The 20,103-nt window shown below is 38.3% G+C and carries 12 protein-coding genes; 7 read left to right on the forward strand and 5 right to left on the reverse strand.

The window, feature by feature from the left end; genetic code table 11:
- Window positions 1–8 precede the first annotated feature (8 nt).
- Window positions 9–2,438, reverse strand: coding sequence for an ABC transporter permease (locus JXQ92_RS10255; protein ID WP_421986525.1), 2,430 nt, complete (start codon window positions 2,436–2,438; stop codon window positions 9–11).
- Window positions 2,439–2,588: 150 nt separating this feature from the next.
- On the opposite strand from JXQ92_RS10255, the gene JXQ92_RS10260 reads away from it, so the two are divergent.
- From JXQ92_RS10260 to JXQ92_RS10270, 3 genes are all read left to right on the forward strand, one after another.
- Window positions 2,589–3,962, forward strand: coding sequence for a sigma-54-dependent transcriptional regulator (locus JXQ92_RS10260; protein ID WP_421986526.1), 1,374 nt, complete (start codon window positions 2,589–2,591; stop codon window positions 3,960–3,962).
- A 63-nt stretch (window positions 3,963–4,025) separates the two neighbouring features.
- On the forward strand, window positions 4,026–5,321 hold the full coding sequence (locus JXQ92_RS10265; protein WP_421986527.1) for a sensor histidine kinase: 1,296 nt from the start codon (window positions 4,026–4,028) through the stop codon (window positions 5,319–5,321).
- 81 nt (window positions 5,322–5,402) lie between these two features.
- Window positions 5,403–6,641, forward strand: coding sequence for a cation:proton antiporter (locus tag JXQ92_RS10270; protein ID WP_421986528.1), 1,239 nt, complete (start codon window positions 5,403–5,405; stop codon window positions 6,639–6,641).
- A gap of 8 nt (window positions 6,642–6,649) precedes the next feature.
- On the opposite strand, the gene JXQ92_RS10275 is transcribed toward JXQ92_RS10270, so the two are convergent.
- The 3 genes from JXQ92_RS10275 to JXQ92_RS10285 form a co-directional block, all read right to left on the reverse strand.
- Window positions 6,650–7,087 (reverse strand): hypothetical protein, encoded by a 438-nt coding sequence (locus tag JXQ92_RS10275; protein WP_421986529.1) that lies wholly within the window; start codon window positions 7,085–7,087, stop codon window positions 6,650–6,652.
- 298 nt (window positions 7,088–7,385) lie between these two features.
- Window positions 7,386–11,318, reverse strand: coding sequence for a response regulator (locus JXQ92_RS10280; protein ID WP_421986530.1), 3,933 nt, complete (start codon window positions 11,316–11,318; stop codon window positions 7,386–7,388).
- Window positions 11,319–11,665: 347 nt separating this feature from the next.
- Window positions 11,666–14,902, reverse strand: coding sequence for a S41 family peptidase (locus tag JXQ92_RS10285; RefSeq protein ID WP_421986531.1), 3,237 nt, complete (start codon window positions 14,900–14,902; stop codon window positions 11,666–11,668).
- Window positions 14,903–15,035: 133 nt separating this feature from the next.
- On the opposite strand from JXQ92_RS10285, the gene JXQ92_RS10290 reads away from it, so the two are divergent.
- Together JXQ92_RS10290 and JXQ92_RS10295 are read left to right on the forward strand one after the other, a co-directional pair.
- Window positions 15,036–15,623, forward strand: a complete 588-nt coding sequence (locus JXQ92_RS10290; protein ID WP_421986532.1) for a TIGR00730 family Rossman fold protein — start codon at window positions 15,036–15,038, stop codon at window positions 15,621–15,623.
- Window positions 15,624–15,745: 122 nt separating this feature from the next.
- A complete protein-coding gene (locus JXQ92_RS10295) occupies window positions 15,746–18,229 on the forward strand; it encodes an ATP-binding protein (RefSeq protein WP_421986533.1) in 2,484 nt (827 codons plus the stop codon).
- A 10-nt stretch (window positions 18,230–18,239) separates the two neighbouring features.
- Here JXQ92_RS10295 and JXQ92_RS10300 read toward each other — a convergent pair whose 3' ends face one another.
- Complete coding sequence (locus JXQ92_RS10300) at window positions 18,240–18,884, reverse strand: NUDIX hydrolase (RefSeq protein WP_421986534.1); 645 nt, start codon at window positions 18,882–18,884, stop codon at window positions 18,240–18,242.
- Between the two features lie 94 nt (window positions 18,885–18,978).
- On the opposite strand from JXQ92_RS10300, the gene JXQ92_RS10305 reads away from it, so the two are divergent.
- Together JXQ92_RS10305 and JXQ92_RS10310 are read left to right on the forward strand one after the other, a co-directional pair.
- On the forward strand, window positions 18,979–19,641 hold the full coding sequence (locus JXQ92_RS10305; RefSeq protein WP_421986535.1) for a DUF4159 domain-containing protein: 663 nt from the start codon (window positions 18,979–18,981) through the stop codon (window positions 19,639–19,641).
- Between the two features lie 119 nt (window positions 19,642–19,760).
- Complete coding sequence (locus tag JXQ92_RS10310; protein ID WP_421986572.1) at window positions 19,761–20,102, forward strand: BlaI/MecI/CopY family transcriptional regulator; 342 nt, start codon at window positions 19,761–19,763, stop codon at window positions 20,100–20,102.
- Window position 20,103 lies beyond the last annotated feature (1 nt).

Consider the following 20,103-nt stretch of genomic DNA (forward strand, 5'->3'; position numbering starts at 1 on the left):
CTGCCGATTTATTCGTCTCTAAGTGAATTTATTGGGTTGGCTTGAGCAGTTTTGAGTGCTCTAAAACCTACAGTAAGGGCCGCTATTATCAAAGTAGAACTAATAGCTATTAAGAATATCTTTGGCCCAAAATCTATTCTGTATTCATAGCCATTAAGCCATCCATCCATTACATAATAACCTATTGGAACTGCTAAAACGAATGCGACTAAAACGAGTAGAATCACTTCTCGAGAAAACATACTCAGAATTTTAAATATAGATGCCCCAAGAACTTTTCTAATCCCTATTTCCTTGGTCTTCTGGTTGGCCATAAACGATACAAGGCCGTATAAACCCAGACAGCCTATAAATACTGCTATACCAGCGAATATTTTTAATAAAGTATTAAATCTTTCCTCGCCAGCATACTGGCTTACAATTCTTTCATCTACAAAGCTATAAGTGAAGACATCCTCCGTAAAGATATCGGCCCAAACGGCTTCAATTTTACTAAGCGCATTATCAAAACCTTGATCTAGATTTAGTTTCACTCCTCCTTCAAAATACTGAGACATACCCTTCATCATGAAGACAGGGTCAATTGTTCCTCTAAACGAATTGTTATGGAAATCCTCGACAACACCTGTTATAATAAAGCTTTCATTATAAGCTGTTTCATAACGCTGACCAATTGCTGTCGATGGAGAATCAAAGCCTAAGCTTTCAGCCAGTTTCCTATTAATTACTGAAGATTCAGCTGGTGATGTTTCTGTGAAAAACACACCGGCGAGTAGTTCTAAGCCAAACAATTCTCCGTAGTGCTCATCCGTGTTCTTACGGTTTGCCCTTACCGTTTCAGTACCATTTCCATTAGGGTTCTTAATCTGATCTATGTTATTAATTCTTGCCACTCCAGGTGAACCCACATAAAAGCTTACCTCGCCGACTCCGGCTATCTCTTGTATTCTTCCCCTCAAGAGGTTCAATTTTTCCTCAGACCGCTCTGGGATAGAAAACGTCACAATGGATTCCGTATCATATCCTAATGGCTGTTTTATCATATAATTCATCTGATAAACTAGTACCAAAGTAGCAATCACAAGTGTTTGAGAAATTAAGAATTGAATCACTACCAAAACTCTCCTCAAAGACATTGCTGTTCCTCTACTATTAAGGGAACTATTGTTCGATTTGATAGTGACTAGAGGATTATAATTCGACAGCACGATCGATGGATAGAATCCAGAAAGCAGTGTGACCGTTATTGTTAATAAGAAAAGGAACAAGAAGATTTTAGGTTCAGAAAAAAGATTCAACCCTAAATTATAACCCAAAATTGGGTCTAATTTCATCAGAACAGCTTCGCTAATACCTAAGGAAATGACCAATGCAATGATTGTAATGACAAATACTTCGGATAAAAACTGAAATATCAAGTACGATTTTTTACTGCCAAGCACTTTACGAATACCAATCTCTTTAGCTCGCTTTACTGACTGAGCTGTTGCCAAATTCACAAAATTGATAGCCGCCGTTATAATCAGTATTAAACCTAATATTTGAAGGCTTGCAATGATGCTTTCATCAATTACGCCCCCCGACCCATAATCACCACTTAAATGCATACCTACTAGCGGCTGCAATTCCATATAACCATTGACGGCAAAACTCTGTAACTCTTCTAAATACTTTTGAGATGCCTGCTCTAATTGCGCATTGGCAGCCTCAATATCATGACCTTTTGGAAGCTCTACCCATAGGCGAGCGTCTCCATTAATGGTTTGCCAGCTGGTTAAGTTATTAGCATAAGGGTAGATTTTCGCTCCTTCATAGAACATCATATAGTCCATTCCAAAGTCTGTGTTTTTTGGTGGATCTTGATATACCGCCTCAATTTGTAAGGTCAATTGGTTCTCAAATTTGATAGTTTTGCCGATAACAGATTGATAACCATTGCCGTCTAGATCGAAAAGTTTCTCCGCGGAAGTCACTGAAATGGCCACTGTATTTGGGTTGACTAATAAACCGGAAGTTTTACCCGCTATAATGTTATAGTCGAACATTTCTAAGAAATCCGGCCCTACAAAAGCGATAGGATTGTTTTCTCTTATCTTAACCTCTACGCCCTGATCATTCTCTGTAGCAACTACGCCAACACCCCACCAGTGAACACCTGCTACCTTCCAATCTGGGAAATCATTTTTTAATGCCTTTCGCAGCGGATGCATCACAGAAATTGAGCGTGCTTCTTCCCCATTGTTTTCATATAGAATATTCACCCGATACATACTTTCGGCATTGGGGTGGTAAGTGTCGAAACTCTTTTCATAAGAAACGATACGGTAGATGATAATCGTAGAAGAAATTCCGAGAATCAACCCTAGAATATTAATAAGCACAAACGACTTATTCCTTTTTAGATTTCTTATTGCTGTGACGATGTAATTCCTAAGCATTTGTTAATATTTGGGAGAACTATAACCAATCTGATGCCAGAAATTTATCTAATTGATTATCAGTGTATTATACAATTTTTAGACGTAGTCAAGTAAAATATTCGTTTGTTTTCAATACATTTAAGTGTTTGTTTTTGATACAGTTTATTTATGGCGAAAACCGAAGCTAAAATCCTTGTTGTCGACGATGATGTTGATATTTTAAATACTGCACGCATGTATTTAAAACAGCAATTTACGCTAGTTCAGATTGAAAATGATCCTGAAAATATACCACTTCATTTTAACAGAGAGTCGTTTGACTTGGTGCTGTTAGACATGAACTTTAGAAAAGGAGAAAATGATGGATCTGACGGTCTAAAATGGTTGAATGTCATCTTAAATATCGACCCTAACGCCATCGTTATTCTAATCACGGCATATGGAGAGTTTGACCTGGCTGTTAAGGCCATTAAAGCCGGTGCTACAGACTTTATAACAAAACCCTGGAAGAATGAAAAACTCTTCGGTACGATTACCTCTGCCTTAAAACTAAGGCAATCCAAACTTGAAGTAGATAAGCTCAAAACTACACAAAAGACTATTTCAAGCGATATTGATCAGAAATTTGAAAACTTCTTAGGGGAATCTGAACCCATGGAAAGGGTATTCTCGCTTTTGAAAAAAGTTGGCCCAACAGATGCTAATGTTCTGGTTTTAGGAGAAAACGGAACCGGAAAAGAACTGGCCGCAAGGGCCTTACACCGGCAGTCAAATCGTGCTAGCGAAGTGTTCATAAATGTTGACCTAGGTGCGATAAGCGAAACCCTTTTCGAAAGTGAGCTTTTTGGTCATAAAAAAGGGGCGTTTACTGATGCTAAAGAGGATAAGCCAGGAAGGTTTGAAGTTGCTTCTGGCGGAACGCTCTTCCTAGATGAAATTGGAAACCTTTCTTTGCCTTTACAAGCAAAACTACTGTCGGTACTTCAGCAAAGGAAAGTTAGCCGTGTAGGTTCCAACAAAGAAGTTTCTATAGACATTCGGCTTGTATGTGCTACCAACATGCCACTTTATGAAATGGTAAAAGAGGGTACCTTCCGACAAGATCTTCTCTATAGAATTAATACGGTGGAACTCCGAATGCCTTCATTAGTTGAGCGCAAAGAAGATATGGAGCTTTTGGTGAAGCACTTTATGGCTATGTATGGAAAAAAATACAAGAAGCCCAATATGCGTATAGATACTGCAACCCTCAACAAGCTAAAAAGATATAATTGGCCGGGTAATATCAGAGAGTTACAACATGCTATTGAAAGAGCAATTATTCTTTCCGATGATAATAAGCTGACTTCGAATGACTTCTTACTCCAAACATCTAATAGTAACGAGGCAAATACCGAAGAGACTTTAAACCTTACAGAAATGGAGAAAAGGCTTATTCTAAAAGCTTTAGATCAAAACAATGGAAATGTTACCAGAGCAGCCAAAGCGCTAGGGCTAGATAGGCTCGCATTATATAGAAGACTTCAGAAATACGGACTTTAAGGAATAGTTATTATGGTATCTAAGCGGTTCGCCTTACTTGTCATCATCAGAATTATACTTCTGATGCTCAGTTTAACTGCATTGGCATTCATTTTTGCCAGAACAGAGCTTTTCTTCAACCAGATAATTCTTTTAGGGGTCATCATTCTTCAGGTTTCAGAACTTATTCGTTTTGTTACTCATACCAATAGGGAACTTGCCAAGCTACTGCTAGCCATTCGCTATTCTGATTTTTCTATCTCCTTTAAGGGTGGAAAAAGAGGAAAATCATTCAAAGAACTTCAAGAAGCGTTCGTGGAAATAATAGAAGCTTTTAAGAAAGTAAGCGTAGAAAAAGAAGCTCAATTTAGATTCCTTAAAGTAATAGTCGACAACATAAAAGTTGGGGTAATAGCTATAAAAGAAGAGTATTCAGTTGAGTTAATGAACGAAGGTGCTCAGGAAATGCTAAAAATTTCGACGCCAAACTATTGGAAGCAATTCGAACAACTACTACCCCATTTTGCACAGGAAATTGAGCATATGGACGACGGCGAAAAACAATTAATTGAGTTGAGTATAAAAGATGAAAGGCTCCAAGTTTCGGCTCAGGTTAATAGATTAAAAATACTGGGTTACCGCTATACCATCGTTACTTTTCAGGATATCAAGAGCGAGATTGAGCAAAAGGAGATTGAGGCTTGGCATAAGTTAATCAGAGTGCTTACACATGAAATAATGAACTCAGTTACGCCAGTGACCTCACTGACGGAAACCATGCTTATGCTAACCGAGAAAGAAGGCGTACCGCTACCACTTTCAGAGATTACGGAGGAAACTTTAGAGGACCTTAGGTTCTCTATGAAAACGATCCAAAAGCGAAGCGAAGGACTTTTACATTTTGTAGACGACTATAGAAGACTTACAAGAATCAAAGCGCTTGAATTAGAAGAAGTAAAAGTGAAAGGCGTGCTTGAAGAAATTGCTATGCTTTTAAAGTCGGAAGCAGAAAAATCTGCTGTCGCAATTACTATTTCTTGCCCAGAGTTTTTAATAATCAATATGGATCGAAAACTCATCGAACAAGTCCTGATCAATTTGATAACTAATGCAAGGCATGCATTAGAAACTACTGAAAATGGGGTAATAGAAATTAGAGCTCGTGAAGATGGTACAAGTCAAATGATTGAAGTTATAGACAATGGTACTGGAATAGACATTGACAAACAGGAGGAAATTTTCGTGCCTTTTTATTCTACAAAAGAACAAGGATCGGGCATTGGCTTAAGCCTTTCGAAACAAATAATGAAAAAGCATAAAGGAGACCTCACTGTTAAATCCGAAAGTGGTGCAGGGTCTACGTTTAGATTACAATTCTAAGACCAAATAAATAAGTACTTAAATCGACATTAAATTACAGAATCAGATTATTTTTGATCTGTAGAAATTGACAGTTAGTCTATGGACATCTTTACTATCATTACCATTTTAATAGTGCTATCGGCACTTTTTGCCTTTGTAAATACTAAGTTTTTAAAGCTTCCATTTACCATTGGATTAATGATCATTGCGATCTGTTTTACGTTGATCATTATCGGTTTTGGGCAATTTGAACATCGAATTCTCGATGAAGCTAAACTGCTCATAGAATCCATAGATTTCAAGACTGCCTTACTCGAGGTAATGCTCAGTTTCTTGCTCTTTGCAGGGGCTTTACATACCAAACTCGATGGACTGGCTAAACATAAGGCTCCTATTTTAATGTTCTCTACAATTGGAGTTCTAATCTCCACATTCTTAGTAGGTGGTATGTTTTATTATACTGCTCAACTTGTCGGTCATGAAATAGAATTCATCTATTGCCTGCTTTTTGGAGCGTTGATCTCTCCTACCGACCCTATAGCGGTTCTCGGCATATTGAAGGATGCTAATGCGCCTAAAAAACTGGAGATTAAAATCGTTGGCGAGTCGCTATTTAACGATGGTGTAGGCGTTGTCATATTTCTAGTGATCCTATCGATTGCTCAGAAAGGAATTGCTTCAGTAGAAGCACAAGAAGTTGGCTTACTCTTTTTTGAAGAAGTTTTCGGTGGCATTGCACTGGGCTTTTTATTAGGGTGGGTTGGTTTTAAACTCATGAAATCGATCGATCATTATGAGACTGAAGTAATGATTACACTTGCTTTAGTAATGGGCATCTATGGTGTGGCAAGCTATTTCCACTTCTCAGGTCCTTTGGCCGTTGTCGTTGCTGGAATTTTCATCGGAAACAAGTCTCCTGAGATTGCTTGGTCGGAAACCACGCACAATTATGTGAATAAGTTTTGGGAGCTTATTGATGTTCTTCTGAACGCCATTCTTTTCGTTCTAATTGGCCTTGAACTGCTGATCGTAGACAATAGTGGGGAATTTATTCTACTTGGCCTTTTGGCTATTCCTATTAGTCTTTTGGCCAGATACATTGCCTTAGCAGGACCTATCTATTTGTTCAAGAAGAAGTTGGAGTTTATCCCAAAAACAAATTTAATCATGACATGGGGCGGAATAAGAGGTGGGATTTCTATTGCACTTGCACTTTCGCTTCAGCCAGAGATGGAACGCGAGCTTTTCCTAACCGTAACTTATGTAATAGTAGTGTTCTCTATTATTGGCCAAGGCTTAACACTCGGGCCGTTAGTGAAAAGGATTCTTAAAAAATAAACTTCAAGTCAACGCAGAACTGGCAATAGCCATTTCATTGCTAAGGCCAGCCAGACTACAAGTATTCCAAAACGGCTAAATATCTTTCGTCTAGAAGAAAACCAGAAATATAAAAGGGCCAAAATGTAAATAATGGCAAATGGATATTTTGGAATGTAGTATGGTAGTGCTATTAACTGAATGAGCAAGAAGAAGGCAATGACTAATGGCGTTGCGGCAAATAATAGCCTATGTGCTTTATTGAGTCTTAAGCTATTTTGACTTTCTATTCCAGCGAAAACCGAAAAAAACGCAAAAAGGTAATAGCCAACATCATATTCTTTTAGAAACGGTAAATAGTCCACAGCACTGCTGATAGCTAATAACACCGTTGCCCAAAGTGTTGTACTCTTTTTCGCTTTCCTTGACCATAGCAAAGCGATAAAAGCCGCTAACAAGGTAATCATTTGGTCCATTCAATTAACAAGATACCAAAAAGGATGGACTATGGATTCAAAACGTAAGTGACCAAATGGACTATAAAAAAGTAGACCCTCTGCCAAACAGAAGGTCCACATTCACCTAAACACCGAAGAAAGATTTTTCGCAAATCACCTCTCCAGATTTCTTCTTTTTCAATAATAGACTAAACCTATTAACGCCTTAGTAACTAAGGAAAACAAAGTTCATGTAAATTATCCCGACCATCAATACCTAATTTTGGGTATATATAGTTTGAATTGGAAAGGCTGCTTGATAATTGAGTTAGTTGACCTCTAAAAAGCCGAGCACTTCAGCTCTGTTTTTCACGCCAATCTTGTTATATAGATTTTTCAAATGGAATTTCACTGTATTATTTGATACATAGAGTTTTTCTGCAATTTCAGCATTGGTATAGCGCTTAGCAATTAATTGCATTACCTCTAATTCACGGTTCGACAAGCCATATTCTTCTGACATGTCATTCACGAAATCAACGGCGTTATCGTCAACCACTTTATTGAGCTCTTTAAAAGCTCTTATTACTTTAATTCTGTTTTCTAGTATGTTCTTTATTCTTGCTAAGAATACGGCCGAACTAAAAGGCTTAGTCAAATAATCATCGATGCCAAGTGTAAGGGCATGGAGTCTGTCTTCCATTTCCGCCCTTGCCGTTAACATCACCACTGATACATGATGTAATGTTTTATCAGCTTTTATAGCAGCCAGTAACTCAAATCCGTCCATTTCAGGCATCATCACGTCAGAAATCACTATATCTACTTCATTAGTTTTCAACTGATGTAACGCCACTTTTCCATTTTCCGCAGTCAATATCTCAAAATATGGTTTAAGTGTTTGGGCAACGAAGTTTCTCATATCTGGATGATCTTCAGTGATCAGCAAGACTGGTTTGTCAACAGAAAAAACCTCAGCGTATTTTGAAAGCACATCATTAAGAGCAATATCTAAGCCTTCATTATCTGTGCTTATCAGCGGCTTTATGTGCTCAGGCTTAGCTTCTTTCTTAGGGAAACGGAAGGTGAATTTTGACCCTTGCTCTAATTTACTCTCTACTATCAGTTCCCCTTTTTGTAGTTCTGCCAGCTCTTTTGCTAAAGCTAGACCAATACCAGTGCCACCTTCTGCTTTCTTCCCTGGTAACTCTGACTGATAATAGCGATCAAAAATATGCGGTAGATCACTAATATCTATTCCGACCCCATCATCTTCCACCAGCACTTCAATTCCATCAGCACCGTGATTTTCCTTAACCTTTACAATTATTTTAGTCTGCGTGAATTTTAATGCATTCGATAGGAGGTTTCGAATGATTTTCCCCGATTTTTTCTCATCTAATACGAGTGTAAGGTCATCTGAAGGTTCAAAATCAAATTCGAAAGCTATATTCCTCGCTTTGGCCGTAGCACTATACTCTTTGAGCATGTCGCCCATAAACTCATGAAGGCGAACTGGGTTTTCAACCAAAGATAATTTACCGGCATCCAGCTTCGCCAAATCCAATATCTCTTCTACTAGAGATAAAAGGTTAATACCGTTTTTCTTGGCAACAATTAGGGTTTCTTTTACTTCCTCATTGTCGATTTTACCACTATTCACTAACGATTCTAGCGGGGCATTGATAAGGGTAAGAGGCGTTCTTAATTCATGCGAAATATTGGCAAAGAACCTAGACTTTACTTTATCTAATTCCTTAAGACGATCGGCTTGTTTTTGAATGAGCTCTTTATCTTGTTCGGCTTGGTCTTTTTGATTCCTAATCTCTTCGGTCCGTTCATTTACAATCTGCTCAAGTTTAACTTTCTCATTTTCTAAGCGCTTGATATTCAGTCTTACAATAAACCAAATAATTAGCACTAAGAATATAAGGTAAAAAGCTAAGGCCCAATAGGTAAGGTACCATGGTGTAGCTATAGTGAAGGTGAACTTGGCTTCTTCACTTAATTGGCCATAAAGATTTCTTGCCCTAACATGAAACGTGTAATCACCAGACGGCAGATTGGTATAGTTCCTATCTGCCTTGCTGGTCCATGGTGCCCAAGTATCTTCGGTTCCTTCTAAATAGCTTTCAAAGTCTAGTTTTTCTATCTCTTCATAATAATTTGAAGTATACTCAAAGTGAAGGGCGTTTTCTCTAGAACCTAGATTGACAGTAGGTTGATTTTCCAAACCAGCATAAATCAAGGAATCCCCTTTAGTAGTAACTTTTACGGTTCTAATTAATGCTTTAAAGTCTTTTGCTTTTGCTTGATTAAAATCCCAATCAAAATGTCTAATGCCTGATCCAGCTATCCAAACATCATTACCGCCCAACCCTGTTACATATTCTGAATTATGGCTGGAAATTTTTTCGAAAGGAGAATATTGAATTGAATAACCTTCCGTTCCTTTTTTTAGAATGGCTTTACCTCCAGGATTAAGTGAGGTAAATATATCCCCATTCGCCATTTCTATAAATCGGAATACGTACTGATCTTTTAGCAAAGGATTGAATTGACCAGTACTTTCAAATCTATCTAAAGATCTATTATAAGTATATATGCCGTTGGCGGTCGCGAAATATAGACCTCTTCTATGTCTAAAGACTCTATTTTTTTCTTGCTGAGGTAAGCCTTCCTCTATTCCATATGTCTTGACTGATAAAACACTGTCTTTCCTTTCATTTAAGTGAATTTTAAAAACACCAGTGCCCGAATCGGTCATCCAAATGTCTCCACCTTCAGTTTGTTCCAAGAAATCCATTTGCTTATTAAAGCCCTTAATTTTTCCGTTAAACTGCCATTCCCCATTCTTCTTCTGAAATGTAAATAGGTTACCAGCAATACTGCCTAACACCATGTAGTTTGAATTCTTAAGGGCAACAGCGGCCCAAAGGCGTTCGCCTCGATAAAGGGGCTTTACACCTGTATCCATTATCTGTACAAGACCTGAGTTTCCTGCTGCAAAAAAATCATCCTTATGTTTTAACGTCATCCATACACGCTCGTTTGAGTCCCAAACCGGAGTAAACGGTTTATAACCATCTTTTAGGCTCTGCCAAGGACTATTATCGCTTTTTTCTACCAAACCAGTGGCTGTAGAAACGTAAGTTTTACCGCGCCATTTCTGAGTATAGAGCACATAGCCTTCTACGCCTTGCCTACCGTCAATAACTGTAAAAGGGGTGTTGATTATAAGATGAGATATTGAACCGTGCTGAGCGATCCAAAGGTTTCCATCTTTATCATGAAAAACATCTTGAACAAGGGCATTACTCGGTAGGCCAGTACTTTCATCGAACTTTTGAATGAGTTTACCACTTTTATCTATGATAACTACGCCACCTGTTATGGTACCAAAGGCAAAATAGTTATGTCCTATTCGCTCTCCTGAAAACGCTTTTTTATCTTTTAAAAAATTCGTTACTTCTGTATTCCAAGCTGATACGGAGTTAAAATCGTACTTTAAAAGCCCATTGTTCTGCGAAACTAAAAGCAGTTCATTATCGGAAAACTTAAGAATTTTTCGAAAAGTATATTTCTTGAGTTCTGCCGAATTAGGTAGAATTTCTAATCGATCTCCCTTAAAAACCATCAGGCCTGACACAGAACCATGAACGTAATATTGACCATCAATAACATCAGATTGCCCATAACGTTCTTCACCTTTAATTGAATTGAAGGTTTCAGTGGTTGTGTTATAAATGAGCAGTTCGAATGTTGATCTATAAATTACTTTATCATCTACGATTTGGACATCCCAAATGTCAGTTGACCTTTGTTCGTCAACCGGTAGAAGTTCGTTTAGAGAATGGAATTGTAAAAGACCAATTGAATCAGCTTCAAGGTATCCTAGCAAGCTTTTACTAGCCGTATATATTCTTCCATTTTCGGCGATAGATATACCTCTAAACGAATCGTCTGAGAGATTTCCATCTACTGCCCATTGCTTTCCATCAAATTCTATGACACCGGTAACATTGGTGAAGTAAAGCAGGCCGTTTTGATTTTGGGCAATTCTATAACTCTGCTCATGCGCACCATAATCCGTATGTAAATAGTTTTTGATAAAGGGGGAACCAATCTCTTTGATTTCTACGCCTTGCTGACCTTGAAAAGCCGAGGCAGAAAAATTGGCCAAAAGGGTAAACACTAGAATAAGCGTTCCTTTGACAAATTGGTTGATATTGAGCTCGAACGCGAATAATGGATTATTCACTACTAAGTAGAATCAGGTTTTGGTTAAAACACAATATAGCCACTTAGAATGGGGACACAAAGTATATGTTTAAACATATATACTAAGCGTATTAAATAAAAGGCCTCCACTTCTTGGAGGCCTTATTGAGGGAAGTGTTTTTCTGACTGACACTACTGACTAATGACTCCCCTGCTATGATCTTTGAGACTGCTTTTACAACAGTTTTATTTCAATACAAAAATCCAAAAAATATATGGGGTACAACCTACCCTATCGGGGTAGTTTTTTAAAAAAGTCACTCTATCAGCATTAAAATAGGCTTTTATTTATAAATACGTAAGCACTTACGCGAATTCATTGCAAACTTAGTTGCCTTTTTTCACAGGTCTTTTCCATCGAATCGGTGCTTTAGGTTCTGGCTTCAGTACTACTTCCTGTGATTCTAATAACCTTAAAGCCTCTTTGATAGCAGCTTCTAACTGTGGATCTTTACCCGAGACAACCAATTTCGGCAATTGTTCGACTTCAATATCTGGCGCTACGCCTAGTCCCTCAACATCCCATTCACCGTCAATATTATAGAAACCACCTCTTGGGGCTACCATTCTACCATTATCGATAAATGGAGGTGTATCCCAAGTACCAACAAGTCCACCCCAAGTCTTAGTACCAATTAATGGCCCGATTTTCATCTGTTTGAACATAAATGGCAAAAGATCTCCTCCAGAACCTGCTCTTTCATTTATTATCATCACTTTAGGCCCCCAAATTCCTGCACCCGGAGATGGGAAAGGAGTATTACCTTCTATTCTACTATTGAAATACCCATGTAATTCTCGTGACATTACATCAACCATATGATCGGCCGCGGATCCTCCACCATTGTTTCGTTCATCTATTACAGCACCTTTCTTGTGTTGTTGTGTAAAGTAATATCGATTAAAAGAGGTGTAGCCTCCGTTTCCAGTATTCGGCACATAGACATAGGCCAACTTGCCATCAGAGAGCTTATCGACTAATCTCCGGTTACTTTCGATCCATTCGCGCTGTCTAAGTCCATTTTCACTTCCAATTGCTCTTACTACAATACTTCTGGCACCATCCATTTTTGGCTTGTCGTTTACCAAAAGCCTCACTTGCCTGTTGGCTGTTCCTTCGAAATAACTATAGAAATTTCGATCAGTTGAGACGGTCTCTCCGTCAATTTCTAGAATGTAGTCTCCTGTTTTAACGTTTATTCCTGGTACAGCTAGTGGAGCGGTTAAGTTAGGGTTCCAGCTTTCAGCAGTATAAACTTTAGCTATTCTAAACCCATTTTTAGTTTTAGCGATATCGGCTCCTAAAAGGCCTACTCTATCACTGGTGAGCCTTGGGTAATCTCCACCTGAAACATAAGAATGCCCTACCGCTATTTCTCCACTGATAATATCTACGATATAGTTTAAGTCGGAACGATGTCTTACATGGTCTACCCATGGTGAATACCATTCCCATACGTCATCCCATGGCGCACCGTGGGTATTGTCTACGTAGAGGAAGTCACGCATATATCGCCAGCCTTCTTTCAGAATTTGTTTGGCTTCTTTTTTTGGATCAACTTTTACTCTTATTCCGCTAACATTTAACCTACCGTCGCCAGCCTTTTTAGGGCCTCCTGAAGTTGAAATAATCCCCCAATTTCCTCCGCTATTGTATAAAAGGTTTTTACGGTCAGCCGATACTATACCTGAGCTTATACTTGGCAAAAACGGAATGGCTTTAGATTCGCTAATGCTATATCTCCAAAGTTTAGTGCCAACATTTGGTACGGCTTCGGTGTAGAAAAACTGGCCTTTTTGAGCGGGCATCATTTGTGTGTAATTTCTTGCGGGAACTCTAATAGGTATGATTCTATTTTGGATTCCATCGACATCAATATTGACAACTACTTGGTCAGTTTTTTTATTCTCCTTGTCTTTTGTCTCTTCCTCATCGCTTTTTGGTAAAAATGGTGATTTTCCATTCTCGCTTAATACAATCAAATAGGGGACTCGAGTCACGGGCATATTGAAAGAGCTCATATCGAGCCAACCACTCGCCATTCCATAATCAGTACTGGCCAAGAAATACAAATACTCGCCACTTTCGTCCCATACAGGAGAGATAGCATCGGCCATATGATCAGTTAACTGATGTGTTTCTCCAGTTTCTATATGATGTACTTTGACGGATTTAAACTGATTTTCTTGTTGTCGCACGTATGCAATCCATTTGCTATCTGGCGACCATTCTGGATTTAATGAACGATTCGGGTGAGCGAATAAGTCTGATTCTACCTTTTTAACTTCTCCGGAATTGACATTTACATACCAGAGGACATAATCAGTATCGGTATAGGCTATAAAATTACCATCTGGCGACCATTGTGGCCTGAAATAGAAATTCTTACTAGGCAGAGATATGGCCTTCGGTGCCTCTGACGCGATTTGATCAGTAATCATCAATTCATATTCTCCTGATTGATCAGAAAACCAAGCTACTTTATCTCCTTTTGGAGACCAAAGAGGGCTTCTTTCTGCACTGCTGCTTGAGTTTGTCAGATTTCTCCAATTCCCTTCTTTTTTTGGTACCGTAAAAACATCGCCTCTAAATTCGAAAATAGCTCTCTTTCCTGTTGGCGATATCTGGGCATTTTGAAGTTGTCTCGCTGATGCGTTCACCCATCGAGGTCTTCCCCAGTTCATATCCCCAGCTACCGTAATGTTCAATTGCTTTGTATTACCCGAATTTGGATTTAACAGGTGCAGATGACCTCCTTGTTCGTACACTATACTTCCGCCACCTGCATCTATATTCTTTACATCAAAATCGGCATGAAACGTCTCTTGCTTTTCCGTTTTTGTTTTGGGATCGAAACTCCAAACATTGTTCGCATAGTCTCTTTCAGATAGATAGTAAACCTTATCTCCTAACCATACCGGACTTGTTTGTCTTTCTCCATCAGTTTGAGGCGTTTCTATCAGGTTATGGTTTTTCATATCAACAATCCAAATTGGCTTAGCCTGACCTCCTCTATGATTCCTCCACTCTGGGTCCCAGAATGAAATTTGTTGATAGGCCATATGTCTACCATCAGCCGATAACTGACCATCTACTGCTCTTGGTATAACTAATTCTGTTGGGTGGCCTCCATCTGTTGACACACTATAAAACTTCGATTCTTTTGTCGGATGACTTTTGCGTCCTGAACTAAATAAGACCTCACCTTTTGGTGTCCAGCCTGTTACATTATCGGCAGAAGGATGCCATGTTAGTCTCTTAGGTTCTCCACCGGCTGCAGGTACCACAAAAACATCTGTGTTACCATCATACTGGCCTGAAAAAGCAATCATAGTACCGTCTTTTGAGAAATGCGGACTTGTTTCAGCACCATTGTTAGACGTTAGCCTTCTAGCACTTCCTCCTTCTTTATCAACTATCCATAAATCATTGGCATAGACAAAGGCTATTTGGCTATTTGAAACGGTTGGTTGCCTCAGGAGCATGGTTCCTTGCGACAATGCTTCAAATGGGAAGACAAAAAGCACAAAGAGTAGTAAAATAGTAATGCGATTATTTTTCATGGTTAAGGAGTTTATCGCCATCAAGATATAAAAAAATCAACCTTAGGAATAGAGAGATTCATTTTAGTGGCAAAAGCAATTTTTCAAACATTTTTAACTAGCTTCATAACTACTCAACTGAATGTTTCCTACCATGCAGAGAATCAAAAAAGTATGCATTTACTGTGCATCGAGTGATAAAATTGATGAAAAGTACTTCGAGGCCACTCAAACTATCGCCAGAGCGTTAGTCAAGAATAACACTACTGTGGTTTATGGGGGCGGTGCCAGGGGGTTAATGGGCACATTGGCCGATACCGTTCTAGAAGAAAAAGGAAGAATCATTGGCATAATGCCTCATTTCATGAAAGAGGTTGAGTTCCACCATAAAGACGTTAATGAGTTCATATTTACTGCCGATATGCACGAAAGAAAAAAGCAGTTTATGGTTGGTGTAGATGCTTTAATTACCCTCCCGGGTGGTTGTGGTACTTTCGAAGAGCTTATGGAGGCCATCACACTAAAACGTTTAGGAATTTTCACTAAACCAATCCTTATCCTAAATTTGGATGGTTACTACGACGACTTGCTAAAAATGCTCGATAGAGCGATTTCTGAAGGCTTTCTAAGCGAAAAACACAGACCCATTTGGACAGTTTTTAGCGATCCTGCCAAAGTAATTGAAGCTATTATGAATAGTACGCCTTGGTCTAGCGATGCAATAAATTTTGCGCAAGTGTAACTATTTAGATGATCTTTAAATCTCAATTTTCAGCTGTGTCCTCCAGCTTTTTAAAAGCAATTTTCATTTATGATTTGCTAAAAGGCTAAAAATGCTGAAATTTCACTCTGAAAAGTGCCATAATGCACCGGAATAGACTACTCTTTTTTCTAATACTCTCACTCGGAACCTTCCCTATTTTTGGGCAGCAGAGTTTTTACAAGAACATTCAGTATTTATCGGATGCAAAGCAGACTGAAATAGAGCAAGGTAAAATTCTTGTCTTCAAGGATGCTTCAAATTCGTTAGATATTGATAAAATCAAAGACCTTTCTACTGACGACTATATTGAATTAAATAAGATTCGGCGTTTTGATCGCAACGCTTCATATTGGGCTTATATTCAGCTAAAAAGTCAATTTAATACAGACCTTGAGTATGTAATTAAAGGTGGTATTAATTCAAAGGAGACTTATTATACGATAGTTGATAATGAGTTAACGGACATTAAAAAGACTGGCTATCATTTCAATATTGCATCTAGAGATATTAAAAGAGGTCATCAAACAAGGGTCAAAGTAACAATACCAAAAGAAAAAACGGTTCACCTGTTCGTAAAAATTGAGTCAACCGATAATTCGCCGATCAATATAAGTTTACAGCTTGTCCCAATTAAAGAGTGGAATGTAAAATTTGAAAACGATAACCTCTTTCAAGGTGTTTTTTCTGGTGTTTTACTGATATTCTCAATTGTGGCCCTTTTTATTTATGGGTTTACAAAAGAACGTGTCTTTTTATACTTCGGGCTTTACACATTTGTCAACCTCATTTACTTTTCTCATCTGCATGGTCTCATTGAATTTTATTTCCTACCTAGTTTTGTAGACCCCATTCCTGTTTTATGGCTTCTTCCATTGTTAAGCGCTGCTGCATATATAACTTTTACTCGACACTTTTTAAGCACCAAAACAGAACTTCCAAAATGGGATCTTCTTTTCAGAAAACTCTCCCCTTTAGCAGTTATACTTTTTGTAATTGGGTCTATCTTTTTGGTGATAACTAGAGACTTTTATCATAGTCTATTAGGAACCAGAGTTACCTTATTGCTCTTTATCTTGTTAGCCGTGGCGTTTATGGTTCAGGCAGGCCTAAGCAAGAATATTATTGCCAAATACTATGCCTATGGAACTCTGTTTTTTGTTGCCTCATTGCTGTTCTTTCTGGCGAAGCAACTTTCAGCGCCATCGCATGACCTACCAATTATAGTTCAAATAGGAATGCTATTTGAAATAGCAATCTTTAGCCTTGGCGTAAGTCACAAACTCAAGCGTCAATTTGAAGATCATAACATTACCCAACGTTCATTAATTCTTCAGATGACGAAGAATGAGGAATTCCAACTTAACGCCAATCAGGAGTTAGAAGAAATAGTGGCGGATAGAACTCAGCAGATAAAGAAACAAAACGTAGCACTTGAAAAAGCTCATAGAGTAGCAGAAAAAGCCACCAAGGAAAAATCCGATTTCCTTTCTGTAATGAGCCATGAAATACGTACGCCTTTAAATGCTATCATCAGTCTTTCCCATATCATGGAAATGGATAATAAAGACGATGAAATGAATGAATACATTGATGCGCTCAAGTTTTCAGCGGAAGGCCTGCATTCTTTAGTCAATGATATTCTTGATCATAACAAAATGGAGGCGGGTAAATTAAGGCTAGAACATATTGAATTCTCCTTAATCGATCTCTTAAGAAATCTCGGTGAATTATTTAAGTATAAGGCTAACAATAAAGGCATCGAACTTCGAATTGAAATTGGAGAGCATTTGCCAGACCGATTGCTTGGTGATCCAACCAGACTTACTCAGATTCTTACTAACCTGATCTCTAATGCTATTAAGTTCACTGGGGAAGGCTATGTTCATATTAAAGCCTCCCTCGCCGGCATTAAAGATGATATTTCAACTGTATCTTTCTCCATTTCCGATACAGGGATTGGTATTCCTGAAGATAAGCTTAAATCTATTTTTGAAGATTTTGAACAAGCTAGTAATGAAGTAACCAGAGAATATGGTGGCACAGGACTAGGGTTATCCATTGTGAAGAATTTGTTGAAAATGATGGGGAGTACCATTGAGCTGAATAGTAAAGAAACTGAAGGTTCCTGTTTTGAATTTGATATTGACTTTGGCCTAGGTCCAGAGTTTCAAATGATTGATCTCCAGCAAAAAGATCGAGATAAAGACCTCAAGGGCTTAAACATTTTAGTGATTGACGACAATCATATGAATCGTTTGGTTTTGAAAAGGCTGCTTCAAATATGGAATGGTGAATTCACGGAAGTAGATAATGGCATAGATGCGCTCAAGATTTGTGAAGAGAATGCATTCGATTTGATTCTTACAGATTTAGAAATGAGGCCCATGAACGGTTTTGATACGGCGATTAAAATCTCCAAAACTTCTAAGAACAAGCAAACTCCTATTATTGCCATGAGTGCTCATAATCCACTCGATTTTGAAATTGAGTACAAGGAATCAGGCTATGTTGATTTTGTACATAAACCATTCGACCCTGAAGAACTCTTTCAGAAACTGACCGCTGTTCCTCAAACAAAGAAGTGAGTTTAGTATTTCAGCTTCCAAGATCTTCAACAATATGAATCAATTCAGAAAGAATCATTGCTGTGGCACCCCAAACAATTTCCCCTTCCACATCGAAATAAGGTGAGTTAATTGTGTAAGGAGGAAATTTCATGGTTTTCATACCACGGTTGTTTGAATCTTTCAGATGACTCAAATTTGGAAGTAGCACTCTATCCACCTCTCTTTCGTCAGGTATAAAATCAGGTTCATTTTTTAGAATACCTACGGTAGGAAAAACCTTAAAATTACTAGCGATGATAAACAACTCAGAAAGCTGTCCTATCACTTGAATATCATGAGGTAATACCCCTATCTCTTCGTGTGTTTCGCGCAGAGCCGTATCTACTAAGTTTTTATCCTGCTTTTCTACCTTGCCACCAGGAAAACTAACTTGACCGCTATGAGCACCTTCATACACCGGTCTTTTCATCAGTGGTAGATAAATATCTCCATCTTTTGGATAAAGCAGCACCATAACCCCTCCCGGCCGAGCTGGTTGTGCAGGATTTTCTTTAAAACGACTTTCGCTAATGGGCCTAGGCGCCATCAGTTCTTGAGCATAGCGACCAGGAAGTGGTTCGCGAAGCCTATCGCTTAAACGATCGGTAAACAATTGAAAAGATTCTGAGGTCACTTGGTAAAAATATACTTTATTAACATTGATAAAATTATAAACTTGAAAAGGTTAACTGTCGTTCCAATTCATATGTTGAATTTCATTTTAAATCATGAGGTATAAGAGTCTAGTTATATTCCTTTTGCTTTTTACTTCGCTAACCGTTGTTGGACAGAGCGAGAAGCTCAAGATGGCCAAGTTAAGATATAACGGAGGCGGCGATTGGTATGCCAACAAAACAGCCTTACCGAACCTTGCTAAGTTCTGCAATCAGTACTTAAGAACATCTTTCGATGAAGAAGACGCAGTGGTAGAAGTCGGTAGTCCCGAACTCTTTGATTATTCTTTCATTTATATGACAGGGCATGGGAATGTTGTTTTCAGTAGTTCCGAAGCTGAAAATCTAAGAAACTATCTAGTCTCAGGAGGTTTTCTCCATATAGATGACAATTATGGACTTGATGCTTATATCAGGCTTGAAATGAAAAAGGTGTTTCCTGAGCTTGAATTTGTAGAATTACCAATAGATCATCCCATTTACAACCAAAAATTCAAGTTCGAAAAAGGGCTTCCCAAAATTCATGAGCATGATAACAAACCACCACAAGGTTTTGGCCTGATTTATGAAGGTAGACTATTGTGTTATTACTCTTATGAGTCCGATTTGGGCAATGGTTGGGAAGACAAAAGAATCCATAACGATCCGGAAGAAGTTAGACAAAATGCTTTGCGCATGGGTGCTAATATCATCTCGTTTGCACTGACTCAATATTAGGGTAAAATTCAAAATAAACTAACAGGTTAGTTTGAAAACTAGCCAGATAGTTGTATCATTGATTGATAAGAATTAAAATTAGGAATATGAAGGAATTGACTAAAGCGGAAGAACAGGTAATGCAAATCTTGTGGCAAATCGAAAAAGGGTTTGTTAAAGATGTATTAGCTAAAATTCCAGAACCAAAACCTGCTTACAATACCGTTTCTACTATCATCCGAATTTTAGAGAAAAAGGGTTTCGTCGGATATAAAGCATATGGAAAAACTCACGAGTACTTCCCTATAGTAGATAAAACATCTTACAGCAATTTTTACCTGAAGAATTTCATTGGAGGGTATTTCGGAGGATCATTCCAGAAACTTGTCTCATTTTTCGCTAAGGAGAACGATATGGATATGACGGACTTTCAATCGCTTATGGAGCATGTAGGAGATGATCTTAAAGACGAAGACAAGTAGT

This window comes from Roseivirga sp., from assembly GCF_049099775.1.
In the GTDB taxonomy this organism is placed as follows: Bacteria; Bacteroidota; Bacteroidia; order Cytophagales; family Cyclobacteriaceae; genus Roseivirga.

Bases quoted from the DNA above. Each gene is read 5' to 3' on its own strand.
- JXQ92_RS10255 (WP_421986525.1), bottom strand. From the start codon at position 2,438: ATGCTTAGGAATTACATCGTCACAGCAATAAGAAATCTAAAAAGGAAT.
- JXQ92_RS10260 (WP_421986526.1), top strand. From the start codon at position 2,589: ATGGCGAAAACCGAAGCTAAAATCCTTGTTGTCGACGATGATGTTGAT.
- JXQ92_RS10265 (WP_421986527.1), top strand. From the start codon at position 4,026: ATGCTCAGTTTAACTGCATTGGCATTCATTTTTGCCAGAACAGAGCTT.
- JXQ92_RS10270 (WP_421986528.1), top strand. From the start codon at position 5,403: ATGGACATCTTTACTATCATTACCATTTTAATAGTGCTATCGGCACTT.
- JXQ92_RS10275 (WP_421986529.1), bottom strand. From the start codon at position 7,087: ATGATTACCTTGTTAGCGGCTTTTATCGCTTTGCTATGGTCAAGGAAA.
- JXQ92_RS10285 (WP_421986531.1), bottom strand. From the start codon at position 14,902: ATGAAAAATAATCGCATTACTATTTTACTACTCTTTGTGCTTTTTGTC.
- JXQ92_RS10290 (WP_421986532.1), top strand. From the start codon at position 15,036: ATGCAGAGAATCAAAAAAGTATGCATTTACTGTGCATCGAGTGATAAA.
- JXQ92_RS10295 (WP_421986533.1), top strand. From the start codon at position 15,746: ATGCACCGGAATAGACTACTCTTTTTTCTAATACTCTCACTCGGAACC.
- JXQ92_RS10305 (WP_421986535.1), top strand. From the start codon at position 18,979: ATGAGGTATAAGAGTCTAGTTATATTCCTTTTGCTTTTTACTTCGCTA.
- JXQ92_RS10310 (WP_421986572.1), top strand. From the start codon at position 19,761: ATGCAAATCTTGTGGCAAATCGAAAAAGGGTTTGTTAAAGATGTATTA.